This window comes from Tardiphaga sp. 20_F10_N6_6 (genome assembly GCF_052076045.1).
GTDB classification, from domain to species: domain Bacteria; phylum Pseudomonadota; class Alphaproteobacteria; order Rhizobiales; family Xanthobacteraceae; genus Tardiphaga; species Tardiphaga robiniae.
On record NZ_CP197239.1, the window covers coordinates 4,938,776 to 4,962,248 of the forward strand.

22 protein-coding genes are annotated in these 23,473 nt (G+C 61.4%); 9 read left to right on the forward strand and 13 right to left on the reverse strand.

All coding sequences use genetic code 11. From position 1 onward, the window contains the following. Window positions 1-109: 109 nt before the first annotated feature. A complete protein-coding gene (locus AB7813_RS23635) occupies window positions 110-1,426 on the reverse strand; it encodes an ActS/PrrB/RegB family redox-sensitive histidine kinase (RefSeq protein ID WP_089262725.1) in 1,317 nt (438 codons plus the stop codon). A gap of 109 nt (window positions 1,427-1,535) precedes the next feature. Here AB7813_RS23635 and AB7813_RS23640 point away from each other — a divergent pair, with 109 nt between their 5' ends. From AB7813_RS23640 to AB7813_RS23655, 4 genes are all read left to right on the forward strand, one after another. Then, window positions 1,536-2,330 carry an ABC transporter ATP-binding protein gene (locus AB7813_RS23640; RefSeq protein ID WP_441228522.1) on the forward strand — a complete coding sequence of 265 codons (795 nt, stop codon included), beginning with the start codon at window positions 1,536-1,538 and terminating at the stop codon, window positions 2,328-2,330. After that, the gene (locus AB7813_RS23645) at window positions 2,327-3,142 is read left to right on the forward strand and encodes an ABC transporter permease (protein ID WP_089262723.1); all 816 of its coding nucleotides are present in this window, start codon (window positions 2,327-2,329) and stop codon (window positions 3,140-3,142) included. The genes AB7813_RS23640 and AB7813_RS23645 overlap by 4 nt, the downstream gene beginning before the upstream one ends. Window positions 3,143-3,278: 136 nt before the next feature. Beyond that, window positions 3,279-4,604, forward strand: coding sequence for a polyhydroxyalkanoate depolymerase (locus AB7813_RS23650; RefSeq protein WP_441228523.1), 1,326 nt, complete (start codon window positions 3,279-3,281; stop codon window positions 4,602-4,604). Window positions 4,605-4,895: 291 nt separating this feature from the next. Then, window positions 4,896-5,732 carry a M48 family metallopeptidase gene (locus tag AB7813_RS23655; protein ID WP_089262719.1) on the forward strand — a complete coding sequence of 279 codons (837 nt, stop codon included), beginning with the start codon at window positions 4,896-4,898 and terminating at the stop codon, window positions 5,730-5,732. A 53-nt stretch (window positions 5,733-5,785) separates the two neighbouring features. On the opposite strand, the gene AB7813_RS23660 is transcribed toward AB7813_RS23655, so the two are convergent. The 3 genes from AB7813_RS23660 to AB7813_RS23670 all read right to left on the reverse strand — a co-directional run bounded on the left by AB7813_RS23660 (window position 5,786) and on the right by AB7813_RS23670 (window position 10,748). Continuing rightward, the gene (locus AB7813_RS23660; protein WP_441228524.1) at window positions 5,786-8,059 is read right to left on the reverse strand and encodes a transglycosylase domain-containing protein; all 2,274 of its coding nucleotides are present in this window, start codon (window positions 8,057-8,059) and stop codon (window positions 5,786-5,788) included. 1,232 nt (window positions 8,060-9,291) lie between these two features. Then, window positions 9,292-9,927, reverse strand: a complete 636-nt coding sequence (locus AB7813_RS23665) for a nucleotidyltransferase domain-containing protein (protein WP_441228525.1) — start codon at window positions 9,925-9,927, stop codon at window positions 9,292-9,294. Next, window positions 9,924-10,748: a pentapeptide repeat-containing protein gene (locus AB7813_RS23670; protein ID WP_441228526.1), complete on the reverse strand. Its 825-nt coding sequence runs from the start codon at window positions 10,746-10,748 to the stop codon at window positions 9,924-9,926. Before AB7813_RS23670 ends, AB7813_RS23665 begins: the two co-directional genes overlap by 4 nt. Before the next feature lie 212 nt (window positions 10,749-10,960). On the opposite strand from AB7813_RS23670, the gene AB7813_RS23675 reads away from it, so the two are divergent. Continuing rightward, a complete protein-coding gene (locus AB7813_RS23675; RefSeq protein WP_441228527.1) occupies window positions 10,961-11,323 on the forward strand; it encodes a hypothetical protein in 363 nt (120 codons plus the stop codon). A 167-nt stretch (window positions 11,324-11,490) separates the two neighbouring features. Here AB7813_RS23675 and AB7813_RS23680 read toward each other — a convergent pair whose 3' ends face one another. From AB7813_RS23680 to AB7813_RS23690, 3 genes are all read right to left on the reverse strand, one after another. Further along, window positions 11,491-12,744: an ABC transporter substrate-binding protein gene (locus AB7813_RS23680; RefSeq protein WP_441228528.1), complete on the reverse strand. Its 1,254-nt coding sequence runs from the start codon at window positions 12,742-12,744 to the stop codon at window positions 11,491-11,493. Window positions 12,745-13,088: 344 nt separating this feature from the next. Next, the gene (locus tag AB7813_RS23685; RefSeq protein WP_441228529.1) at window positions 13,089-13,454 is read right to left on the reverse strand and encodes a DUF1304 domain-containing protein; all 366 of its coding nucleotides are present in this window, start codon (window positions 13,452-13,454) and stop codon (window positions 13,089-13,091) included. Between the two features lie 175 nt (window positions 13,455-13,629). Further along, the gene (locus AB7813_RS23690) at window positions 13,630-15,384 is read right to left on the reverse strand and encodes an EAL domain-containing protein (RefSeq protein ID WP_441228530.1); all 1,755 of its coding nucleotides are present in this window, start codon (window positions 15,382-15,384) and stop codon (window positions 13,630-13,632) included. 207 nt (window positions 15,385-15,591) lie between these two features. Between AB7813_RS23690 and AB7813_RS23695 the strand changes: the two genes are divergently transcribed. Next, on the forward strand, window positions 15,592-15,918 hold the full coding sequence (locus AB7813_RS23695; RefSeq protein ID WP_441228531.1) for a hypothetical protein: 327 nt from the start codon (window positions 15,592-15,594) through the stop codon (window positions 15,916-15,918). 15 nt (window positions 15,919-15,933) lie between these two features. Here the strand turns inward: AB7813_RS23695 and AB7813_RS23700 are convergent, their stop codons facing one another. The 4 genes from AB7813_RS23700 to mtgA all read right to left on the reverse strand — a co-directional run bounded on the left by AB7813_RS23700 (window position 15,934) and on the right by mtgA (window position 18,029). Then, a complete protein-coding gene (locus tag AB7813_RS23700; RefSeq protein ID WP_441228532.1) occupies window positions 15,934-16,605 on the reverse strand; it encodes a hypothetical protein in 672 nt (223 codons plus the stop codon). Window positions 16,606-16,879: 274 nt separating this feature from the next. After that, a complete protein-coding gene (rpmF, locus tag AB7813_RS23705; RefSeq protein WP_068732923.1) occupies window positions 16,880-17,065 on the reverse strand; it encodes a 50S ribosomal protein L32 in 186 nt (61 codons plus the stop codon). Beyond that, entirely contained in the window at window positions 17,007-17,234 is a 228-nt protein-coding gene (locus AB7813_RS23710) for a hypothetical protein (RefSeq protein ID WP_441229019.1), read from the reverse strand. The genes rpmF and AB7813_RS23710 overlap by 59 nt, the downstream gene beginning before the upstream one ends. A 132-nt stretch (window positions 17,235-17,366) precedes the next feature. Next, the gene (gene mtgA / locus AB7813_RS23715; RefSeq protein WP_441228533.1) at window positions 17,367-18,029 is read right to left on the reverse strand and encodes a monofunctional biosynthetic peptidoglycan transglycosylase; all 663 of its coding nucleotides are present in this window, start codon (window positions 18,027-18,029) and stop codon (window positions 17,367-17,369) included. 168 nt (window positions 18,030-18,197) lie between these two features. Between mtgA and AB7813_RS23720 the strand changes: the two genes are divergently transcribed. The 3 genes from AB7813_RS23720 to AB7813_RS23730 all read left to right on the forward strand — a co-directional run bounded on the left by AB7813_RS23720 (window position 18,198) and on the right by AB7813_RS23730 (window position 21,513). Next, complete coding sequence (locus tag AB7813_RS23720; protein ID WP_089262697.1) at window positions 18,198-19,124, forward strand: polyprenyl synthetase family protein; 927 nt, start codon at window positions 18,198-18,200, stop codon at window positions 19,122-19,124. 13 nt (window positions 19,125-19,137) lie between these two features. Next, window positions 19,138-19,836 (forward strand): DUF1345 domain-containing protein, encoded by a 699-nt coding sequence (locus tag AB7813_RS23725; protein ID WP_441228534.1) that lies wholly within the window; start codon window positions 19,138-19,140, stop codon window positions 19,834-19,836. 72 nt (window positions 19,837-19,908) lie between these two features. Then, window positions 19,909-21,513, forward strand: coding sequence for a Na+/H+ antiporter (locus tag AB7813_RS23730; RefSeq protein ID WP_441228535.1), 1,605 nt, complete (start codon window positions 19,909-19,911; stop codon window positions 21,511-21,513). Window positions 21,514-21,519: 6 nt separating this feature from the next. Here AB7813_RS23730 and AB7813_RS23735 read toward each other — a convergent pair whose 3' ends face one another. Both AB7813_RS23735 and ispG read right to left on the reverse strand, forming a co-directional pair. Further along, complete coding sequence (locus tag AB7813_RS23735) at window positions 21,520-21,909, reverse strand: hypothetical protein (protein WP_441228536.1); 390 nt, start codon at window positions 21,907-21,909, stop codon at window positions 21,520-21,522. A gap of 240 nt (window positions 21,910-22,149) precedes the next feature. Next, on the reverse strand, window positions 22,150-23,433 hold the full coding sequence (gene ispG, locus AB7813_RS23740; RefSeq protein WP_089262692.1) for a flavodoxin-dependent (E)-4-hydroxy-3-methylbut-2-enyl-diphosphate synthase: 1,284 nt from the start codon (window positions 23,431-23,433) through the stop codon (window positions 22,150-22,152). Between the last annotated feature and the right edge of the window lie 40 nt (window positions 23,434-23,473).

Below are 23,473 nucleotides of genomic sequence, written 5' to 3' on the forward strand. Positions count from 1 at the left end.
CAGGGCGCAACCGGCAGGTCGTATCAACCGAGATAAAATTGGCTCAAAGGCGTCTAGCTGTCAATGAGGTGCAACTGTCGGCTGCGTTCACGCGACAGTGAGACCTGTATCAGTCGACATCGGCCAATTGGTCCGCAGTCTCGAACGCGTCGCGCGGCCACGAGATTTGCACCACCGCGCCGTGATCGGGAAATACACGATTGCTGAACGTTACCCTGGCGCCGGTGCGCTCCAGCAGCGTGCGCGCGATGAATACGCCGAGGCCGAGGCCGCGATGTTCGCCCTCTTCGGCAGGGCGCCGGCGTGACAGATAGGGCTCTCCGATCCGCTTCAGCAGGTCCGGTGGAATGCCCGGGCCATCGTCCGAGATCGAGATCACGATACTTTCCGCATTCCACCAGGCGTTCACTTCGACCTGCTCCCGCGCGAAATCGACCGCATTCTCCAGAATATTGCCGACGCCGTAGAGGATTGCCGGATTACGCATGCCGGCCGGTTCCGGGGCGTTGGCGACGGCGATGCGTATCTTGATGGCAATGCCAAAGTCGCGATGCGGCGCCACGGCTTCCTCGATCAGTTGCGAGAGCGGCATGCGGTCGAATGGCGCGCCGCTTGAATTCAGCTGCGTGATCTTGGAGAGAATCTCGCGGCAGCGCTGCGCTTGTTCGCGCACGGTCTTCAGGTCGTCGGCGAGTTCCGGGTTGTTGTGGATGTTCTTCTCTAGCTCGCGGGAGATCAGGAAGATGGTTGAGAGCGGCGTTCCCAATTCATGCGCGGCAGCGGCGGCGAGACCGTCGATCTGGGTCAAATGCTGCTCGCGTGTCAGCACCAGTTCGGTGGCGGCGAGCGCGTCCGAAAGCTTGCGGGCTTCCTCGGTGACCTGAAACGCATAGAGGCTGGTTACGCCGATGGCGGTCAGGATCGAGAACCAGACGCCGAGCAGATAGATTTGCGGCAGCACCAGCGGTTCTGCGGAGTCCCACGGTAGCGGCAGATGAAAGAAGGCCAGCACGGTGGCAGAGGCTGCCGCGAGAACGCCGAGCGCGATGGTGAACCGCGTCGGCAGTGCCGTCGCGGAGATCAGCACCGGTGCCAGAAACAGGAACGAGAACGGATTCTGCAATCCGCCGGTGCAGTAGAGCAGGCCCGCGAGCTCAATGATATTGAGCGCGAGCAGGGCGGCTGCGAAGAGCGGTTCCAGCCGGTGGACCGGATTGAACAGCGTCTGCAGCACGAGATTGAGGGTCGCCGAAAGGCCGATGATCGTCACGCAGGGAATGATGGCGACGTCATATTCGAGCCCCTGCACCACGACGAAGATCGCAGCCAACTGGCCGAGCGCCGCGAGCCAGCGCAAACGCAGGATCGTGTCGAGACGAACATAACGGCGCGGCTGGCGAAAGTCGGAGGCGGAAATATCGGTCATATCAGGACATTAGACGCCCCGGGCGATGACCACAAACCCATGCGGGCTGCGGCCACTTGAAGCGCCCAAGCTTGCCTTCGCCGCCACAATGCCGCATGGAACGGCAGCAATGACGATTGAAGACACCAAGTCAGGTCATGCGGCGACGGTTGATCGCAATGCTGCGGCGGCGATCGACGTCGCTCATCTCGTCAAATTCTACAAGACCAACTGCGCCGTGGATGACATCTCGTTCAAGATCGCGCGCGGCAGCATCACCGGTCTCCTGGGCGGCAATGGCGCGGGCAAGACCACCACCATTGCCATGATCATGGGGCTGACGCTGCCGACCTCGGGAAAGGTCTCGGTGCTCGGCTGCGCGATGCCGGCGCAATCAGCCGAAGTGCTTGGCCGGATGAATTTTGAAAGCCCCTACGTCGACATGCCGATGCGGCTCACGGTCCGGCAGAACCTCACCGTGTTCGGAAAGCTCTATGCCGTGTCTGACCTCAAGGGCCGCATCGCGCAACTGGCCGAAGACCTCGATCTCACCGATTTTCTCGACCGCGCCAGCGGCAAGCTCTCTGCAGGCCAGAAAACGCGCGTCGCGCTGGCCAAGGCGTTGATCAATGCGCCGGAGCTGTTGCTGCTCGATGAGCCGACGGCCTCGCTCGACCCGGATACGGCCGACTGGATCAGGCGACATATCGAGACCTATCGCAGGAGCAACAACGCCACGATCCTCTTGGCCTCGCACAACATGCTGGAAGTCGAGCGGCTATGCGACCGCGTCATCATCATGAAGAAGGGCCGCATCGAGGACGACGATAGCCCGGAGCAGATTTTGCTGCGCTATAACCGCACGACGCTGGAAGACGTGTTCCTCGACGTCGCACGCGGTCGCGACCGGGAGCAGGCGCCATGAGCCTCGTAGAGCGGTCACACGGCATCGCCATGCATCGCATCAATGCGATGGTGCTGCGCTACTGGTATCTGTTGGTGTCGTCGTGGCCGCGGATGCTGGAGCTGGTCTATTGGCCGGCGCTGCAGATCATCACCTGGGGCTTCCTGCAGAATTACATCTCGCAGAACGCCGGGTTCTTCGCCCAGGCCGGCGGCACGCTGATCGGCGCAGTCATCCTGTGGGACATCCTGTTTCGCGGCCAGCTTGGTTTCTCCATCTCCTTCCTCGAGGAAATGTGGGCGCGCAATCTCGGTAACCTGATGATGAGCCCGCTGAAGCCGATCGAGTTTCTGATCTCGCTGATGATCATGAGCCTGATCCGCCTCGCCATCGGCATCATCCCGATGGTGATTCTCGCAATGTTCTTCAAATTCAACCTGTTCGCGCTCGGCCTGCCGCTGATCGCGTTCTTCTGCAACCTGATCTTCACCAGTTGGTCGCTCGGTATCTTTGTGTCGGGTCTGGTGCTGCGCAACGGCCTCGGCGCCGAGAGCATTGTCTGGACGCTGATGTTCGGGCTGATGCCGCTGGCCTGCGTCTACTATCCAGTCTCGGTGCTGCCGGCCTGGCTGCAATATGTCGCCTGGGCCTTGCCACCGACCTATGTGTTCGAGGGCATGCGGGCGCTGCTGTTCGATCACACCTTCCGCGCCGACCTGATGTTGACTGCGCTGGCCATCAACGTCGTGCTGTTTATTGTTTCATTCGCGATATTTCTTGGGCTTTTGAACAGCGCCAGGCGCGCCGGAACGCTGATCTCCGGCGGCGAATAAGACCATTTATCAAGGGATAACCGCCGTTTTTACCGCCAATGGCCTGAAAGCCATGCGTGCGGCGCATTGACGCTTTCTTACGCAGACACCAGTATATACTGCAGCGCAAAAGCAGACGCTCAACGAGTGAGGACAGATGCCGATAGGTGAATTTGGCAGGCCGCCAGCCCTGCCGTCCGAGACGAGCCCGGCTCTGACCACCCCGATGTACTGGATGTATGAGATGGCCTACGCGTCGCTCAATCCGGCGCGCGCGATGACAGACGCTACCAGGATGCTGTTTCAGAATCCGCTGAATCCGTTCTCGCAGACCGAGTTCGGCAAGTCGGTGACGGCGGGCTGCGAATTGTTCGAGCGCACCACGCGTCGCTACGGCAAGCCGGAATGGGGCCTTCACGATACCGACGTGAACGGCGTACGCACGCCGATTGAGATTCGCTCGGTGTGGGAAAAGCCGTTCTGCCGTCTGTTGTATTTCGATCGCAAGCACCCGCGTCCGCTGCGCGCACCGCAGCCGCGCGTGTTGATCGTGGCGCCGATGTCCGGTCACTACGCGACATTGCTGCGCGGTACCGTCGAAGCCTTCCTGCCGACCCATGAGGTCTACATCACCGACTGGTCGGATGCGCGTCAGGTACCTCTGGCCGCGGGCCGCTTCGATCTCGAAGACTACATCGACTATGTGATCGAGATGTTCCACGTGCTCGGCGGCAACGTCCATGTTCTCGCCGTCTGTCAGCCCGCCGTGCCGGTGCTTGCTGCGGTGTCGGTGATGGAAGCCGAGAACGATCCCTATGTGCCCCTGTCGATGACGCTGATGGGCGGCCCGATCGATACACGCCGCAATCCGACCGCTGTGAACAATCTCGCGGCCGAAAAGGGCATGGATTGGTTCCGCAACAACGTGATCACCAAGGTGCCGTTTCCGCATCCAGGTATCATGCGCGACGTCTATCCAGGCTTTTTGCAGCTCAGCGGCTTCATCAGCATGAATCGCGACCGCCACGTGGAAGCACACAAGAAGCTGTTCGAGAACCTGGTGAAGGGCGATGGCGATCTCGTGGACAAGCATCGCGAATTCTACGACGAATATCTGGCGGTGATGGATCTGACTGCAGAGTATTACCTGCAGACCGTCGATACCGTGTTCGTCAAACATGCGCTACCGAAGGGCGAGATGACCCATCGCGGCAAGCCTGTTGATCCCTCGAAGGTCGTCAACGTTGCGCTCATGACTGTCGAAGGCGAGAACGACGACATCTCGGGTCTCGGTCAGACCGAAGCGACGCATATCTTGTGCAGTTCGATCCCCGATGAGCGTCGTGTGCATTACGTTCAGAAGGGCGTTGGACACTACGGCGTGTTCAATGGATCGCGATTCAAATCTGAAATCGTGCCGCGCGTGTCTGACTTCATGCTGAGCGCAGCAAGCGCGCGCCATCGCGCCGCTGCTGCGGAGTGATTCAACACGCGCACATGCGGTGACGATGCATCGTCATCGCATGTGCGCGATCACCATCGATGAATCGAAAACAACATCGTTGAAATGCGCGATCATCGCGGGTGAGTTGCGATGGCGCGCTTTCTAAGCCCTTGAAAATAGGCATGGAAACCGGATTTTCCGCCTATTTCTACCAGCGGTGCGCGATTCACTCCTAGATTCCGAAATTCAACGTTCTTTTGAATCCAGATTCCTGTTCCGGACCCCATCCGGTAGGGGACAAATCGCCTTTTGACCCCGTATATTGGGCAAATGATTTGTTTTTGCGCCGAGCAATTCCCGTGGCGGCGGTTATGGCAGAATCCGGTCGATCTACTGACGACCGGGACTACTGACATGGCCTTCCGCGCACTTCTCTACCGCCGCCCCACCGAACCAGACACGCTTGCCGTCAAACACGGCTCCCAGATCTTCGCCATACGCCTGCGCAGGCACCGCCGTGCGACGCGTTACACGCTGCGAATTCATCCGAGCGAGCGCGAAGCCATCCTGACCATGCCGCCGCGTGGGTCATTGGCCGATGCGAAGGACTTTGCACAACGTCATGGCGCCTGGATCGCCGCGCGTCTCGGCCGTTTGCCGAAGGCAGCACCCTTCGAACACGGCACAACGGTTCCGTTGCGGGGAACTCCGCATAGAATCGTGCATCGTGCGGGGCGGGGGACGGTGTGGACCGAGACCCGCGACAATGGCGAGAAGATCATCTGCGTCGCCGGCGATGTCGAGCATATCGACCGACGTATCCACGATTTCCTCAAGCGCGAAGCCAAGGCCGATCTCGTCAAGGCATCGAACCGCTATGCGGCGCAGCTGAACGTCAAGGTGAAGCGGATCTCGATCCGAGATCAGTCGAGCCGCTGGGGGTCGTGCACCACCGAGGGCTCGCTGTCGTTCTCATGGCGTCTGATCCTGGCGCCGCCCTTCGTGCTGGATTATCTCGCCGCCCATGAAGTCGGGCATCTCGTCGAGATGAACCACTCGGTGAAGTTCTGGCGCGTGGTCGGGCGGATCTGCCCGGCGACCGAACGCGCCAAGGCCTGGCTCGATACCCATGGCAACGACCTGCATCGTTTCGGCGTGCAGGACTGAGCTTCCTGTCCCGGCCGCGGTGCTGTGCATCGCGTGTCCGGGACGCTCGCTCGCTACCTCCCGAACAAACGCTCCGTCAGCCAGCCATCGAGCCCACTCGCGGCTTCAGGCCGCACGTTCTGTTGCGGCTGCTGGCGCGCAGCGGGGTAGTTGGTCTGGGTCGGTGCCGGTGGCTGTGGACGATAGCCGTTATAGACGGGGGCGCTTGGCACATAGCCGCGTTCCGGTGGCGCTGATGGCGACGGTGCGCTCGATCCGGGCAGCAGGCTCGACAGCGCCTGGCCGATCGGATTGTTGCTGAACGAATTCGACGGCGCCAGGCCCGGCACCGGCTGCGGCTGCAGGCCCTGATGCGCCGTCTTCATGAAGCGCGACCAGATCTCCACCGGCAGTCCGCCGCCGGTCGCCTTCTTGGTCGGTGAATTGTCGTCATTTCCAAGCCAGACGCCGGTGACGAGCTGCGAGGTGTAGCCGATGAACCAGGCGTCGCGGAAATCCTGGCTGGTGCCGGTCTTGCCGGCAGCGTACCAGCCCGGCAGTTCGGCCTTCTTGGCGCTGCCGGATAAAATCGTCTGCTGCATCATCGTGTTCATCATTGCCACGGCGCGGCCGTCGATCACCTGGCTCGCGGTCTCCGCCGGCCGCGTATACAGCGTCTTCTTGCCTTCCACGGTGCGGATGCGGTTCACCACATGGGGCGACACGGCGAGGCCGCCATTGGCGAAGGGCGCATAGGCGCCGACCAGTTCGGTCATCGACACTTCCGAGGTGCCGAGTGCGATCGAGGCATTGGCTTCCAGCTTCGAGGCGATGCCCAGCCGATGCGCGGTGCGCACCACGCTGGCCGGGCCGACCTCGATGCCGAGCCGCACCGCCACCGTATTCAGCGACATCGACAGCGCCTGGGTCAGGGTCACCGAGCCGAAATATTCGTGGGTGTAGTTCTCCGGCTTCCAGCCCTTGATATCGATCGGCGCGTCGGTGCGGATCGTCTCCGGCGTCAGCCCCGCCTCGATGGCGGTGAGATAGACGAACGGCTTGAAGCTTGATCCCGGCTGGCGCTTCGCGGTCACCGCACGGTTGAACTGGCTCTCGCTGTAGTTCCGGCCGCCGACCATGGCGCGCACCGAGCCGTCCGGCGTCATCGCCACCAGCGCGCCCTGCGTCACGTTGAACTTGACGCTCTTGGCCGCCAGTTCGTCGATGATCGCGGCTTCGGCGACGCTCTGCAGCTTGGGATCGATGGTGGTCTCGACGATGATGCTCTCGTCAACCTGGCCGACGAGGTCGTCCAGCACTTCGCCGATCCAGTCGGCGACATAGTTCACCGTGCCGGCGCCGACCGGCTTGACGTTGTATTGCGGCACGCCGGCCGCGCCCTTGGCCTGGGCTGCGGTGATGAACTCGGCATCCTGCATCGCTGCCAGCACGACCTTGGCGCGGGCCTCGGCGCCTTCCGGATTGCGGTTCGGGGCGAGGCGCGACGGCGACTTCACGAGGCCGGCCAGCATCGCCGCTTCCGCCACCGTGACGTTCTTGGCGGGTTTGCCGAAATATTTCTGCGCCGCTGCTTCCACGCCGTAAGCGCCGGAGCCGAAATAGACGCGGTTGAGATACAGTTCCAGGATCTCCGCCTTGGAATGTTTGCGCTCCAGCCAGAACGCCAGCTCCACTTCCTGCAGCTTGCGCGCCATGGTGCGCTCCTGCGTCAGGAACAGGTTCTTGGCGAGCTGCTGTGTCAGCGTCGAGCCGCCCTGCGACACGCCGCGATGCATCAGGTTGGTGGCCGCGGCGCGCGCGATGCCGATCGGGTCGACGCCGTAATGCGAATAGAACCGCCGGTCCTCGATGGCGATGAACGCCTTCGGCAGATAGGGCGGCAGATCCTTCAGCGACACATTGGCGCCGGCCTGTTCGCCGCGCGTCGCCAGCACCGTGCCGTCCATGCCGACGATCTGGATCGTCGGCGGGCGCTTGGGAATTTCCAGCGACTGGATCGGCGGCAGATGCGCGCCGACATAGATCACGACGCCGACAATGGCGATCGCCGCCCACAGGCCGAGCACCGCGCCCCAGTAGAACAGCCGCTTGACGCCCTTGCCGAAACCGCCGGAGCTGCGCGCCTTGCTGGATGTTCGGGATTTGCGTGGCTTGTCGCCGCCGCCATTTGAGCTTTCGCGTTTCGGCGCCTGCTTGGGCGTTTTCTTCGGCCGGTCATCACCGCCGCCCGGCACGCGATCATCCGCCGTGAGGCGCAGATCGGACAGCGCCGCACCGAGCCCAAAGGTCGGCTCCTTGCGCCCGCTCTTTTTCTTGCCCCACGCCATACGCAAACACCACGCCACCCGATACCGCGAGCCTAGCGGCCGCGGTTTAAGGGGCGGTTACGCAGAAGTTAACGTAAGGGAAACGCGGTTCCATGGTTTGGGGGATTGATGCGCCTCTGTTCTGTTGCGCATGCGGTGCTGTTACACGCAAGACTTCCACAAGCGCGGTTGTCGTCCCCGCGAAGGCGGGGACCCATAACCTCCGAGTTCGTGATGCGCGAAGAAGGTTACGGCGCTCTTCTTCCAACTATTTCGTCGCAGCGTATGGATCCCCGCCCCGCGTGCGCCTTCGGCGCACTAGGCGGGGATGACACGAGAGTATGTGGAGCGCGCCCTGCGTCACACACTGCCGCGGCTTCCGCTTCACCTGTCAAACAGCCACGCCATTCCCTGGAAAAATCTCGCCGCCCACGCGCCGTCCGTATCGCGCCCTTGGCGCAAAGCGAGTGGACCGGTTTTCCCCCTCATCAATGAGGGGGATGACGCGCCGAAAGGCGCAATTGGGTCGTTCTCGCGTTTCGCTCCGGCTTGCGAAAGCCCTTGCGATCCGCGCATCGCCTTTCGGCGCGCCATCGCGGCTTTTCTGTTCGAGGGACCGCGCTTCCGGGTACTGGGCAGGACTAATGAAAGTCCTTCGTTCCGGTCAGGCTTTCGCCCGCCTTCACCCGCACCCGTCCAGCCGCAAGCGGCAGAGCCCCGTAGTGGGCCCGGACGGTGACCCCCGACCTCCCGAGTCCGTGCTTGCGAGGCACGTCCGCGGGCGCCGCATCCAAACTCCACTTCGAAAGCGCCCTCGAGAAGCGCCCCTCGTGAGTAGGATGGAGAGGAATATATGCCGTAGCAATGAAATGTCAACTGCATGAATAGTGAAATAAGATCGCCGCAGCAACGGCTCTCGCGACCTAATCTATGCCTGGCGATTTTTCGTTGGTTATGCCCCGTAATTTAGGGAAAGTTCTCGAGCAATCGCGTCTCGGGCTACAATTAGCTCGGATTGAACTAACTGATACTCTTCTGATACCTGCTCCTGACTCTTGTTTGCCAAGAAAAAAAGCTTTGAGGATGTTGCCAAGACGAGATCGGCGAGAGCTGAAGAAGCATTGATCCCGTTCAAGTTAATCCATCGATCAATCGCCTTTCGCGATAGTCCGAAGAGAGGTTCCGCAGCCCAATGAACACTATTTATAGCTCGCAAGAGTGAGCGTTGAGCTGAAACTCTATCGTTAAATTCGTCAGTCATTTTTCTCAACTTTCCTCAGATGAAGCTCCATCCAGGCTTCGATGCGCGGGAATTGTTCCGCAGCTACGGAGGCTTCTGATGCGGTAATCGGGGGCCCAATCGCTCTAGTGCAAAGAATACGTGCCCGCTCAAGTATCTCAAATGCGTTTGGCTCGATCGCCAGACTATGGCGACCTAGCCGGATAGCTGACCTGCGTGAGAAGTCGGGATGATCGAGGAAACCAAGAGAGAAGCACGTTGCAAAATTTCTAATCGCGAGGAAAACCATCGAGAGGTCGAACGTTGCAGTGGTGGATGCAGCTTTGATAGAAAGTTGTGCTTGCTTGAACAAAGAGAAGAATTTTTGGCAGTCTTGTGCCGCTCGTTTATAGCGAGCTGGTTCATGGAGTGACCGCAGAAAGTCAGATTTTTCCGAAGTAAATAAGAGCTTTGATTCCGTAGCTAGATGCCAGGCAAAAGGGTTCCCTTCCTTCCAAATCTGCTCAATTCTATTGTAAGAATACACCGAGTAGTCGTTGGGATTAAATCGCTCGTCATACCCATCGACAATTGCGAGCAAATCAATATCGGACGCGGGAGATATGTCTCCGCGACAAACCGAACCAAAAGCATAAATATGCATGGTCATCGCCGATTGAATCGCTTGATAATGATGGACAGAAAGAAGCCTACTACGACGAGGCGTGTGCAGGTGATGAATGCCAGATAGACGCGAGAGTAATCGTCGGGGGTCGAGGTTCCAAAGAATAAGGAGAACGACTTTAAAATACTCTGCCAGTAGCTTCCGATCTTCTCTGGTTCGCCGCCATGATAGTGAGTATCGTAAAGCGCCATTAGAATTAATATGAGAGCTAGAAAGCGAAAGAGGCGCCCGACACTCTCACCGTTGCCCCAAACGAAATCCAAAATATTGAAGATCATCCACTCGAGGATGATAGTGAATCGGTCTAGACCTGCATAATGCTTACGATAGTAAGATTCATTTGACCAAGCAGCCTTCTTTAGATGTGTCGCATTGGCATCGAGTTCAACGGTCATAGCTTTATTGGCTGCGCCAGCGTCGCCTAGCTGTTGAAAATTGGTGCGGAGAGTTCGAGCAAAGCTGCGCTTTAGATTCTCGTAGCTGGGACATTCCGTTTCAAGGATCGCTGGCTCGACTAGAGTCTTTTCAAAGTATGAGTACTCAAATTTGCATCCCGAGAATTTGCTTCCAGAAAGATTCGAATTCGTAAATCGACAGCCAGTAAAATCGCATGAGTCAAAGTGGCAATCGCGCAAATAGCTATGTTCAAAGAAGGTGTATTTAAAATTTACTTTGGTGAAGCGCCTGTCTTTGGCGACCAGGCGAGTAAATACATAATTGGAATACTTTCCTCCATCTACGTCGCTGGCAAATTTTTTGTCGGCGGATATCGTTTTCCCGCTCTCTATCAAAGGCTCTTCTTTCATTAACCCCTCGGAAATTTCAGGATGGCGGCCTACAGCGGGGTTTAGCGTATTGGATTAATAGTTGTGTCGCAATTCGGATTGCTAACTTGGGTTGCGGGCGGGGGATCTCACATCCTCGCCGCATTCATCTCACCAAACCACCACATCCACTCCAGACCTTCCGCACACTTCATCGCAATAATTCGCTCCTTCCCAACCGGAAAGGAACGACCATGCGCATTATGACAGCGACGGCCCTCGCGGCAGTTCTCTCGCTCGGCACGCCGGGTTTTGTGCTCGCACAGGGAGCTGCGACCCAGGCTGAAAAGGCGCCGGCCAAATCCGGCGAGCGGACCAGCGCCAAGATTTCCAGCATTCAGGTGGTGGACGTGAAGCAATTGCCTGATGCGGTGAAGGCGCAGGTCGAGGAGGTCGTGTCGAAGTCCAGCGAGGAGGACCTGAAGGCTCTGCGCGCCTCGATCGATGCCTCGCCGGCGGCCGCCAATGCGCTCAAGGAAAAGGGCATGAGTTCGGCACAGGTGGTGGCGATCAATATCGCCGATGGCGTGCTGACGATGTTTGCGAAGACGGCGTAGGATCGCGATGCGGTGTTTGGGCCAGACGCCTCTGCCACACGCACCAAACTTTCGTCATGGCCGGGCTTGTCCCGGCCATCCACGTCTTATGTGCGCTGTGCCCAAGACGTGGATGCCCGGCACAAGGCCGGGCATGACGGCGTTTCTGATACTTATGACGGCGTGTGCTAACCCGCCGAGTCATCCTCGATGATCGGGCCGAACAGTTCCCAGCGCTCGCCGTTGAAGCGCTGCATCTGCAACTGCTTGTTGACGCGGTAGTCGGTAGGTGAGGTGGAGAGGCTCATGCCGGGCAGGCCGAGATCGGTCTTGAAGCCCGAAATGCTGCTGGCCTGCTTCATCACATTGGCGCGGGTGAGATCGTCGCCGCAGCGCTTCAGCACTTCCACCATCAGCTGGGCATTTCCGTAGCCATAGGTGTTGAAGTTCGAGTTCTTGTCGCCGTCGGGATAATATTTGTCCATGAAGGCCATGTAGCGCTTCATGCCCTCGTCGTCCTTCCACTGCGGGTCCAGCGGGTCCTTGCCGTAATTGGTCGAGATGAGGCCCTTGGAATTGTCGAGCCCCGCAGGCACCAGCACGGCGCCCACCGAGGTCGCATTGATGTCGACGATGTGGACCGGCTTCCAGCCGAGATCAGCGACCTTCTTGATCGCCTGGGCGGCGAATTTCGGCGTCGAGGCGTTGAACAGCAGGTCGGCGCCAGAGGACTTCAGCTTGACGATCTGCGAGTCGATGGTCGGGTCGGCCAGTTCATAGGACGCTTCCGACACGATCATCGATGCGGCCTTGTCGCCGAGCCCCGCCTTCATGCCGGTGAGATAGTCACGGCCGAGATCGTCATTCTGCCAGAGGATGGCGATCTTGGCGGTCGGATGGTTCTTCAGGATGTATTTGGCGTAGATCCGGCCTTCGGTCTGGTAGTTAGGATTGTAGCCCATGGTCCAGGGGAAGTTCTTCGGATCGGTAAAGCGCGTGGCGCCGGTGGCGGCGAACAGTTGCGGCACCTGCTTCTGGTTCAGATATTTCTGCACGCCCGCATTAGACGGCGTGCCGATGATCTGGAAGGTCAGCAGAACTTCATCGGACTCCACCAGCTTGCGCACCTGCTCCACGGCCTTGGGCGGCGAATAGGCGTCGTCATACTGGATCAGGTTGATCTTGCGGCCGTTGACGCCGCCCTGGTCGTTGACCATCTTGAAATAAGCGAGCTGCGTCTTCGCGATCGACGAATAGGCCGAGGCGGGACCCGAGAACGGCACGGTCTGGCCGATCTTGATCTCGGTATCGGTGGCGCCGGGATCGTATTTCTTCTGCGCGGATGCCGGATTGATAGCGGCGGATGTGGCCGTGAGCGCAATCGCCGCCATCCCGACAAATCGGGTCGTCGTGGCGAAGCGATGAAGAAGCGAAGTTCTCATGTCGTTGCCTCCCTGATGATATGTCATTCGACAGTCGTTCCCGTGCGGGCGCCGTCGTTATCGGGGAGTGTGAGGCAAGGATTTTGAGTTGGCAAGGCGAGGAGATGGGCACTTTCCCTAACCTCTCCCCGCTCCCGGCGAAGCGAAGCTTCGCTAAGCGGGGAGGTCGCCGCGTCTTCGCGGCGGGTGAGGGGCGGAGCGCCGATGTTGATGCAAATTGGGTAGGCGCGGTTCGGACGATCAGTGCGATCCGAGGGCGAGCGTTTGTCGCCGGCCACGTGCCTTGCCCCTCATCCCACCCTTCTCCCCGCAAGCGGGGAGAAGGAGCCGCGCGGCGCTCCGGGCTAATTTGCGAGTATCAACAAGATCAGCGCCAGCGCCGCCGGTGCAGCCTGCACATAGAGAATGCGCTTGCTCACCGTCGCTGCGCCGTAAGCACCGGCGACGATCACGCACAGCAGAAAGAACGCCTTGATCTGGAACGCGAAGGCGGGTGCGGAATGCAGCAGGCCCCAGATCAGCCCGGCGGCGAGGAAGCCGTTATAGAGGCCCTGATTGGCGGCGAGCACCGCGGTGATCTCGGCCTTCTCCGGCGTGTTCCGGAAGGTCTTCAGGCCCTGCGGCTTCTGCCAGAGAAACATTTCCAGCACGAGAAAATAGATGTGCAGCGCCGCGACCAGCGCGGTCAGAAGATTACCGATGAAGTTCATGATGAGACCCCATAAAAAAAGCTGTCATTCCGGGGCGGGCCGGCGCCGAAGGCGACGGGACCGAACCCGGAATCTCAATGTGTTCATACTATATCGGGATTCCCCACCACTCCCATTGGAGTGGCTGAGGTTCGCCCGCAGCTAACGCTGCGTTCGCCCCGGAATGACGCGTGAACTATCCCACCGCCGGCTTCGGCAGCGATGCCGGGTCCAGCCACGGACGTGCGGATGATGCCAGGCCGGTGAGGCGACCCTGAATGTAGTCGCAGCCCCAGTCGCGCAGCATCAGGCCGGACTCCTCGTCCTGCACCCATTCGGCGACGGTCTTGATGCCGAGCCGATGGCACAGATCGATCAGGGTCTGCACGAAAGCGCGGTCGTCGGCGGAATGCGCGATGTTCTGCACGAAGGCGCCGTCGATCTTGACGATATCGACGCCGAGCTTGCGCAAATTGCGGAACGAGGTGTAGCCGGCGCCGAAATCGTCGATGGCGATGCGGCTGCCGAAATTCTTCAGCCGCGTGACGAAGCCGCGGACGTCGTCGAGGTCCTGGATGGCCACGGTCTCGGTGATCTCGACGATCAGCCGCTGCGCGACGCCGGGATGGGCCGCCATCATCGACTCGATGGAGGTCCACCAGTCCGGATCCATTGTCGTATCCGGCGAGATGTTCAGCGAGAGCTGCACATCCGGCGCGGCGGCGAGTTCGGCGACGACCAGTTCGAGCACGCGGTGATCCACCAGCCGGATCAGCCCCAGCTTCTCGGCCACCGGCACGATATCCGGCGCCAGCAGCAATTGCCCGTCATCCTGCTTCATGCGCACCAGCGCTTCATAGAAAGCGGGGGTGCGGCTGTCGGCATGCATCACGGGTTCGAAGGCCGTGACGATGCGGCGCTCGTTCAGCGCAGTCACGATCTCGTCGGTGACGCGGATATTGACGCGGCGCTGCGCATCGCGCTCCACGTTCGGCCGCCACAGGGCAAAGCTGCCGTGGCGGCGGCGCTTCGCGCCGTTCAGGGTTTCCTGCGCGCGGTTGACGGCTTCGTTGACGTTCTGCGCATAGCGGGGAACGCTGACGGCGCCGATGGTGGCGGTCACCGAGACCGGGCCGGATTGCGTCGGGATGACGTCGTCGCGGATGCCGACCAGAAAGCGCTCGGCGGCGATGGTGGCATCGTCAACCGTGCAGTTCTTCAGGATCAGGCCGAACTTGTTGCCGGAGAAGCGGCCCATCACGTCGCCGCCGCGCAGCCGCGCGCGAATCCGCCTGGCGATCTCGACGATCACCTCGTCAGCGATATCGAAGCCGAAGGCGTCGTTGATGCGCGCCAGATGATCGATGCCGATCAGCATGAAGGCAAAGGACGAGCGGAAGCGCGTTGCTTCCTCGATCGCTTCGGCAAGCGACGCCAGAAGATGCGCACGATTGAGTTCGCCGGTGACGGGATCGTGCTGCGCCAGTTTCAGCAGTTGTTCGTCGCGGGCATGGCGTTCGTTGTCGATGCGGACGACGCCTTCGACACGCACCGCCTTGCCCGCGGCATCGGCACGGCAGTTGCCGCTTTCCTCGATCCACAGCACGGCGGCCGTGGTCGAGGCGCGTAGTCCGTATTCGATCCGGTAGGTGCCGCCGCCGGAAGCGAGTGCCTTGGCCAGTGCCTCGGTGCGAATGCCGCGTTGCGGCTCGATCAGCGTCGCAAGCTCGGCGCCGCTGGCGATGGTCGCGGGGGAAATGTCGGTGAAGATGGCGGCGGCCTGGTCGGTCCAGGTGATCCGGTCGCTGGCGATGTCCCAGATGAAGGCGGCCTGGCCGAGTGCGGCCAGAATCTCTGCTGCCTGCGGCTCGGAAGCGCGACCTGCCTGCAAGGAAGAATCGGCGCTCTGGGAAACAGCGGATGTCAAAGTCGCCTCGTTTTGGGACGTCATCGGGTGATTCGCCCCCCGACAATACGGCTCAGATCGCTACAATCGTTAGTCAAAGTTCCTAAAGACTTAAGAAAGTGTAGCGGGGCAGGCCTTCGCAAACCTGATGAGGCCCCGATCTGAGCTGTGGAGGGCCGCGGCACGACCCTTGCGACGCAGAGGGTGGAGGGGCAACCCTCGTCCCGTATTGAGACGCGAGCACTGTTAACGATGTCGATTTCCGCGACCCGCGCTTACGCCACGACGCCGCAGCCGATGCGGCGCGCCGGCGATTTCGTGGTCGAGAAAGAGTCGATCATCGTGGAGGCCGTCGCGCTGACGCGGCTTGAGCCGGTGCAGCATACCGCCCCGGTGTCGTCGCGCGTGGCACGGCCCGACGCATCCTTCATTGCGCATCTGATCGCGACCGCCGAGCAGGCGCCGCAAACGCGGGTGCTGCGCCGCGCTGATGTGGCGGATGTGGAGGCGGCTTACCGGTCGGTGGCAAATATGTATGTTGCGGGATCGGCGATCAACCGCACGCAGCGTATGGCCTGACTCGGCACTCTCCGCTTACGTCTTCGGCTTGTCGTCCGGCGACGCGACGCCACCCGGCTGCAAATCCGGTGACGTGATCTGCGGCGACGTATGCGCCACGACTTCCGGCGGGACCGGCGTCGATTCAAGTTTCGGTTCGATCCGTTCGATCTTCTCGACCTTCGGCTCCGGACGATCGGTCAACACGGCTTCGGCAACTGACGTCGCGGCCGGAACGTGAGCGGGCGGAGGCGTCGGAGCGACCGGCGCTGGTGCAGGCTCATAACGCGGTGCCGGCTCCGGTGCATAGACCGGCGCGGCGACGCGGCGCGGACGGCGAGCGCGGAGCGAGATGCCGGCGAGGAAATCCACCATCGCCGTCAGGGTGATCAGGAAGAAGGTCGCGTTGCCGAATTTCGGCAGCATCACGAATTCAGTAGCTGCCGCGCCGAACACCAGCAGCGACAGGAAATGATCGGTGAAATATTTCGGCGCTGGGCGCGCGGCGCGCATCACTTCGAGCCACAGCAAGAGAATGCTGAGCGCAACGAGCAGGTCGTTGAGCGTCACCATCCAGATGTCTTTCGACATCAGCGTGATCGGGAAGAGGGGGATCGGGCCCGACAGCGCGAGGTCGGGCATCAGGAAGGCGATGATGTTGCAGATCGCCACTGGAATCAGCAGCAGCGGGAAACCGATCGACGCCATCGAAGGCCTTCTTTGCGAGCGAGAGAACCAGAACGCATGTGGGCGATGCAGGACATCACCAAGGTGACGACATCACCGAGGTGACGCGCGCGCATCACCGGGACAACGCATTAGCTCCAGAGTTGGAGCGAATTCGGGCGGAAGACCAGTTCAGAATTATTGTCTGAACAGTTTTCTCGACTTGCCCGCTGGCGCTTCGACCCGCCTGACCCGGACCTTACGTGGATGATCGAAGGCGGCGCCACCTGACGCGGCGCTGCCCTCCATCCAGTGGTCAGGATTCTTTCTTCACCTTCAGAACCTGACGACCCTTGTACATGCCGGTCTTCAGGTCGAGGTGGTGCGGACGGCGCAGTTCGCCGGAGTCCTTGTCCTCGACATAGGTCGGGGTCTTGAGCGCGTCAGCCGAACGACGCATGCCACGCCGCGACGGCGATGTTTTTCTTCTCGGAACGGCCATAGGAAAAGTCCTTGCAGGTTCTTGGCAGATGGTTTCGATCGGCGCCCGGTGACAGGCGGCCAGCACAGAACGCGCGGGCAAAATCGCTGATAAGGCCGGGCTTATAACGGAATGACGACGCGATGGCTAGGGCGGGGCGGTCGGATTTTTCGGGGATTTCGCGCCACAAACTCGTCATTCCGGGGCGAGGGCGGCGCCAGCCGCACGCGAACCCGGAATCCCGACATGTTCATGGCCACATGTCGGGATTCCGGGCCCATGCCCGTCGGCTTTGCCGCCGGTCCTGCCCCGGAATGACAGCCTAGTTCCAGCACCTCTGCAGCTCCGCCGCCTGCGCCCGCGCCATATAGGTTCCTGCCAGACGCCGCACCCCCGGCCCCGGCGTCCGGGCGCTGCGGGTGACCGGATTGGGCAGGATCGCCGCCAGAAGCGCGGCTTCCCGGGCCGACAGGCTCGAGGCTGGCCGATTGAAGGCATATTCGGCGCCGGCCTGGGCGCCAAACTGCCCGGATGGGCCCATTTCGGCGATATTCAGGTAGATTTCCAGGATCCGCTGCTTGGACAGCATCAGATCGACCCACATGGCCAGCGGGATTTCGAGGCCCTTGCGGATCACGCTGCGGCCCGACCACAGGAACAGGTTTTTTGCCAGCTGCTGGGTGATGGTGGAACCGCCGCCGGAGACTTCGCCGTCCTGAGCGTCCTCGATGGCGTTTTGCAGGGAATCCCAGTCGATGCCGCGATGGCTGCAGAATTTGGCGTCTTCGGACGCGACCACGCTGCGCGGCAGCGCCGGCGACATGGTCTTGAGATCGACCCAGGTCCGCTGCACGGGGGAACCGGTGATCCAGCGCCAGGCCATCAGCGCCGAAATCGGCCGGCCGACGGCATAAAGCGGCGTCAGCAGATAGGGCAGCGCGAGGAGCAGGATTCCGATCAGGATGAGGCGGCGGATAAGGCGCAAGAGGAGCGTTCCCGGTCGGAGCTATGCCGCTGATAAAGCGGGCTTTCCCCGCTTTTTTCAAGCCGGTTAAGCTTGCCGCGACCAATCGCGGCGGGACATCGCAGGCGCAATTGACGTGGCCTTTGCCATAGAGGATTGTCCGGCCAAATTGTTCTGGAGCTATTCTTAATGTCGACCGGTGCTTCCACCAAAGATTTTGCCTCGCGCCTGGACCAGACCGCGGACGATACCGAAGCCGTACTGACCAAAGTGCTCGCCGATGGCGTGCTGCCCGATGAAATCGCCCGGCCGAAGCGGCTGATGGACGCGATGCGTTACTCCTCGCTCGGCGGCGGCAAGCGGCTGCGTCCGTTTCTTGTAGTCGAGAGCGCAGCGGTATTCGGCGTGCACCGCGAGCAGGCGCTGCTGGTTGGCGCCGCCCTTGAATGCATCCACTGCTATTCGCTGATCCATGACGACCTGCCGGCGATGGATAATAGCGACCTGCGCCGCGGACGTCCGACCCTGCACAAGGCGACCGACGACGCCACCGCGATCCTCGCCGGTGACGCGCTGCTGACGCTGGCCTTCGACATCGTCACCCGCGACGAGATCCATTCCGATGCGACGGTGCGCCTGCTGCTGACCCGCGCGCTGGCGCGCTGCGCTGGCTTGGGCGGCATGGTCGGTGGCCAGATGCTCGATCTCGCCGGTGAAGGCCGTTTCGGCGACAAGGGTCCGGTGGACGTCGCGCGTGTTCAGCAGATGAAGACCGGTGCGCTGCTGCGTTACGGCGTCATCGCCGGTGCGCTGCTCGGCCAGGCCACGCAGAAGGAATACAAGGCGCTCGACGATTACGGCCGCGCACTCGGCGAAGCCTTCCAGATCGCCGATGATTTGCTCGACGTCGAAGGCGACGCCGCTGCGCTCGGCAAGCCCGCGGGCGCCGATGCCGCACTGAACAAGACGACGTTCGTCACCCAGCTCGGCGTCGAGGGCGCCAAGAAGCGTGTCGCCGATCTGATCGCCACCGCCGACGCATCGCTGTCGATCTTCGGCGCCAAGGGCGACGTGCTGCGCGCCGCCGCCCGCTTCGTGGCCGAGCGCAAGAACTAAGGAAGACCTGATCATGTCGGAGACGGGCAAGGATCTCGATGAGCTCCTTGTCCGTTTTCGCAAGATGCCGGCGCCGCTCCGCGTCGTCTATGGGCGACCGCGCACGTTTCTGGCGCTTCTGATCGGCATCGTCGCGTTCTTCGTCCTGCCGTCGTCGCTGCGGCTGGTGACGCGTCTGCTGATCGGCTGGGACGTGTTCATCGCGTTCTATCTCATGCTGGTCTACGGCATGATGCTGTCAAGCGGCGGTCAGAAACACATCCGCCGCAACGCCGCCCTGCAGGACGATGGCAGTTTCATCATCCTGCTGGTGGCAGCCTTGGGCGCCTTCGCCAGCATCGCGGCCATCGTGTTCGAACTTGGTGAGGGTCATCGCACGGGCTGGGAGTTGACGCTGGCGATCGTCACCATCGCCTCGTCCTGGGCCGCCGTGCACACGACCTTCTCGCTGCATTATGCCCATCAATTCTATCGCGGCGCCAAGCCCGGCGGGTTGGCATTTCCGTCTGGCGATGACGACACAAAGGAACAGCCCGATTATTGGGACTTCGTGTATTTCTCTTTCGTCATCGGCATGACCGCGCAGGTCTCCGACGTCGGCATCACCGTGAAGACCATCCGCCGCACCGCCACGGCCCACGGCATCGTCTCCTTCATCTTCAACACCGCGCTGGTGGCGCTGATGGTCAATATCGCGGCAAGCGCGATCTGATACTTCGGCACGCGTCCGCATTGACCTTGCCGCCGCGCCGGGCAAATTAGGCGCGTAGAGGATGCCGCCCGCGTGGAAGCCAAATTTCAGATTTTCCTGGTTTTGATCGCCGCCCTCGCATGCACCGCGTGGCTGGCCAAGCGCATCAGCATCGCCCCGGCGATCCTGCTGCTGCTGGCCGGCATTGCGCTGGCCTTCGTGCCGGGCATGCCCTCGATCCAATTGCCGCCGGACGTGGTGCTGCTCGGCGTGTTGCCGCCGCTGATCTATTCGGCCTCCGTCGCCATGAGCTGGCGCGAATTCCGCGCCAATCTGCGGATCATCACGCTGCTGGCAGTCGGCTGCGTGATCTTCACCGCGTGCTTGGTCGCCACGGCGACGCATTTTCTGATCGGGCTGCCGTGGTCGGTCGGCTTCCTGCTCGGCGCCATCGTCGCGCCGCCGGACGTGGTGGCGCCGCTGGCGATTGCGCGAAAGATCGGCCTGCCGCGCCGGATTCTGGTCGTGCTGGAAGGCGAGGGCCTCGCCAATGATGCGACGACGCTGATCCTGTATCGGTTTGCGGTGGTGGCGATCACCACCGGGGCGTTCTCGCTGCCGAAGGCGGCCGGTACCTTCGTCGCCATTCTCGCCTGCGAACTCGTCTTCGGCCTCGCCGTCGGCTGGATCAGCCTGCGCATGCGTCACCGCGCGCGCGATCCGCAGGTCGAGATTACGCTGTCGCTGCTGACGCCCTATGTCGCCTATCTCATTCCCGAACATTTCGGTGGTTCCGGCATCATCGCCACTGTGGCCTGCGGTCTCTACATCTCCTGGAACGGCCCGCTGCTGATCTCGGCGGCGACGCGCCTGCAGGGCATCTTCTTCTGGGACTTGGTGATCTATCTGGTCGAAGGCCTGCTGTTCCTGCTGACCGGCTTCCAGATGCGGGCGCTGATCGAGAAATCGAAAGCGTTTCCGTTTGCCGAGATCATGTGGGCCACGGTGCTCGTCACCGTCGTGATCATCGTGGCGCGTTTCGTCTGGGTCTATGCGGCGATTTATGTACCGCGTTGGCTGAGCGCTGACCTGCGCAAGCGCGATCCGGCGCCGAACTGGCAATGGACCTTCGTCGTCGCCTTCACCGGCGTGCGCGGCGCCGTATCGCTCGCCGCAGCGCTGGCGCTGCCATTCACGCTGGTCTCGAACGAAGGCTTTCCGTCGCGCGACCTGATCTTGTTCGTCTCCTTCAACATCATTCTCATCACGCTGGTTGGCTTCGGCCTGTGCCTGCCCATCGTGGTGAAGTGGCTCGGCGTGACGAAAGTCGGCCGCGAGGAATATATCGCTGAGCACGAAGCCGAGCTCGCGACGCGCCGCGAGGCGCTGGCCACAGCCCTGGCGCGGCTCGATGCCATGACCGACGATCGCGAACTGTCCGACGAGGTCGTGAAGCTGCTGCGCGCGCGCCATGAAAGCCGCTCGAACCAGTTGCCGGGCGAACTCGATCCCGACGTCGACGTCTCCGCGGTGGGCATCGATCTGGTGCGCGAACTCATCAAGGCGGAGCGCAAATTCATCCACGCGCAACTGCGCGACGGCAAGATCACCGACGAGAGCCGCCGCCGCATCGAGCGCGATCTGGATCTGGAAGAGGCCGGCTTGAGCAACCGGGAATTTCGACGGATTCCGCTGTAGCGTCGCTCAGCGGATGCGCTCGGTGAAGACCGGCTCGAAGAAGCGCCACTCGTCGTAATAGGCATCGGGAAGCCTGTAGGGCTGGCAGTTCTCGAGCGCACGCATGCAACTCATCTGATACGCCTTGCTATAGGGCGTGGTCGAGGTGATCGATATCGGGCGCGCCTCATCGATCATGCCCTCGCGATTCAGCTTGACCACAAAGATCACCTCGATCGGCTCCTTGCCGCCACCACCGGGCTTTTTCCAGCATCGCTCCACTTGGGCTTTGAAGAGTGGTCCCCAGTGAGCTGCAGCGTTGCCGGTCCGCTTCGGCACCTGAGGGGGCGCTGCCGGCGGCGTCTGCTGTGATGGCGCGATGTCAGGCCGCGTGAAGCGGCCAGGCAGGCCAAACATCTGAGCGTTGCAGACGGGCATCCACGTCAGAAGAAACACGGATACGAGGACCGCGAGCCTAGCGAGGCTTTTTGAAGACAAGCGTTGGCGATCGACAATCATGCCATTCTGCCAATGAATGCGGACTCAATAAAATAAAACTATAGATTGAATATTACTCCGAGGGCAATCGAGGCGGTCAATAAAAAAGCCGGCGACGGATGATCCGGTCGCCGGCTGATTTTGGAGCAGCTGCTTGAATTACTCGGCCGCGGTCACGACTTCCGGTGCCTTGGCGTTGGCGCCGTAGCGCTGATCGATATAGTCGATCACCAGCGCCTTGAAGTCGGCCGCAATGCTTGGGCCGCGCAGGGTGCGGAATTTCTCGCCGTCGACGAACACTGGCGCGGCGGGGCTTTCGCCGGTGCCGGGCAGTGAGATGCCGATATTGGCGTGCTTGGATTCGCCGGGGCCGTTGACGATGCAGCCCATGACCGCAACGTTGAGGTTTTCGACGCCCGGATACTGCGTCTTCCAGCCTGGCATCGAGTCGCGGATGAAATCCTGGATCGAGCGCGCCAGTTCCTGGAACGTGGTCGAGGTGGTGCGTCCGCAACCGGGGCAGGCTGCAACCAGCGGCACGAAGGTGCGGAAGCCCATGGTCTGCAGCAGCTCCTGCGCGACCTGAACTTCCACCGTGCGATCGCCGCCGGGCTCGGGGGTGAGCGAAATGCGGATGGTGTCGCCGATGCCCTGCTGCAGCAGAATGCCCAGCGCGGCCGAGGAGGCGACGATGCCCTTCGAGCCCATGCCAGCTTCGGTCAGGCCAAGATGGATCGCATAGTCGGAGCGCGAGGCTAGCGTCTGATACACGGCGATGAGGTCCTGCACCGCCGAGACCTTGGCGGAGAGGATCATCTTGTTCTTCGGCATACCGAGTTCTTCGGCGCGGGCCGCCGACAGTAATGCCGACTGCACCATCGCTTCACGCGTCACCGCGCGGACGTCCTTTGGATTCGCGGACAGCGCGTTCTCGTCCATCAGCTTGGTGAGCAGTTCCTGATCGAGCGAACCCCAGTTCGCGCCGATGCGGACGGCCTTGTTGTTCTTGTTGGCGATCTCGATGATGTCGGCGAACTGGCTGTCACGCTTGCTCTTGAAGCCGACATTGCCGGGATTGATGCGGTATTTGTCGAGTGCTGCTGCGCAGGCCGGGTATTCGGCGAGCAGCTTGTGGCCGATGTAGTGGAAGTCGCCCACCAGCGGCGTGGTGATGCCCTGCTTGTCGAGCGCTTCGCGGATATGCGGAACGGCAGCGGCAGCCTCGTCGCGGTCGACGGTGATGCGGACCATTTCCGAGCCCGCGCGCGACAGCGCTGCGACCTGGTCGATGGTGCCCTGGATGTCGGCCGTGTCGGTGTTGGTCATCGACTGCACGACGATCGGGGCGCCGCCGCCGACAGCGACGTTGCCAACCATGACCTGTGTGGTGAGGTGCCGGGGCGCCGGGCCGGCGATATCAGACGGAATTTCAATCTTGTTCATGGGGTCTCGAATATCAGATTTAGATGACATCCAGCAATGC

Bases quoted from the DNA above. Each gene is read 5' to 3' on its own strand.
- AB7813_RS23635 (WP_089262725.1), bottom strand. From the start codon at position 1,426: ATGACCGATATTTCCGCCTCCGACTTTCGCCAGCCGCGCCGTTATGTT.
- AB7813_RS23640 (WP_441228522.1), top strand. From the start codon at position 1,536: ATGACGATTGAAGACACCAAGTCAGGTCATGCGGCGACGGTTGATCGC.
- AB7813_RS23645 (WP_089262723.1), top strand. From the start codon at position 2,327: ATGAGCCTCGTAGAGCGGTCACACGGCATCGCCATGCATCGCATCAAT.
- AB7813_RS23650 (WP_441228523.1), top strand. From the start codon at position 3,279: ATGCCGATAGGTGAATTTGGCAGGCCGCCAGCCCTGCCGTCCGAGACG.
- AB7813_RS23655 (WP_089262719.1), top strand. From the start codon at position 4,896: ATGATTTGTTTTTGCGCCGAGCAATTCCCGTGGCGGCGGTTATGGCAG.
- AB7813_RS23660 (WP_441228524.1), bottom strand. From the start codon at position 8,059: ATGGCGTGGGGCAAGAAAAAGAGCGGGCGCAAGGAGCCGACCTTTGGG.
- AB7813_RS23665 (WP_441228525.1), bottom strand. From the start codon at position 9,927: ATGACCATGCATATTTATGCTTTTGGTTCGGTTTGTCGCGGAGACATA.
- AB7813_RS23670 (WP_441228526.1), bottom strand. From the start codon at position 10,748: ATGAAAGAAGAGCCTTTGATAGAGAGCGGGAAAACGATATCCGCCGAC.
- AB7813_RS23675 (WP_441228527.1), top strand. From the start codon at position 10,961: ATGCGCATTATGACAGCGACGGCCCTCGCGGCAGTTCTCTCGCTCGGC.
- AB7813_RS23680 (WP_441228528.1), bottom strand. From the start codon at position 12,744: ATGAGAACTTCGCTTCTTCATCGCTTCGCCACGACGACCCGATTTGTC.
- AB7813_RS23685 (WP_441228529.1), bottom strand. From the start codon at position 13,454: ATGAACTTCATCGGTAATCTTCTGACCGCGCTGGTCGCGGCGCTGCAC.
- AB7813_RS23690 (WP_441228530.1), bottom strand. From the start codon at position 15,384: ATGACGTCCCAAAACGAGGCGACTTTGACATCCGCTGTTTCCCAGAGC.
- AB7813_RS23695 (WP_441228531.1), top strand. From the start codon at position 15,592: ATGTCGATTTCCGCGACCCGCGCTTACGCCACGACGCCGCAGCCGATG.
- AB7813_RS23700 (WP_441228532.1), bottom strand. From the start codon at position 16,605: ATGGCGTCGATCGGTTTCCCGCTGCTGCTGATTCCAGTGGCGATCTGC.
- rpmF (WP_068732923.1), bottom strand. From the start codon at position 17,065: ATGGCCGTTCCGAGAAGAAAAACATCGCCGTCGCGGCGTGGCATGCGT.
- AB7813_RS23720 (WP_089262697.1), top strand. From the start codon at position 18,198: ATGTCGACCGGTGCTTCCACCAAAGATTTTGCCTCGCGCCTGGACCAG.
- AB7813_RS23725 (WP_441228534.1), top strand. From the start codon at position 19,138: ATGTCGGAGACGGGCAAGGATCTCGATGAGCTCCTTGTCCGTTTTCGC.
- AB7813_RS23735 (WP_441228536.1), bottom strand. From the start codon at position 21,909: ATGTTTGGCCTGCCTGGCCGCTTCACGCGGCCTGACATCGCGCCATCA.
- ispG (WP_089262692.1), bottom strand. From the start codon at position 23,433: ATGAACAAGATTGAAATTCCGTCTGATATCGCCGGCCCGGCGCCCCGG.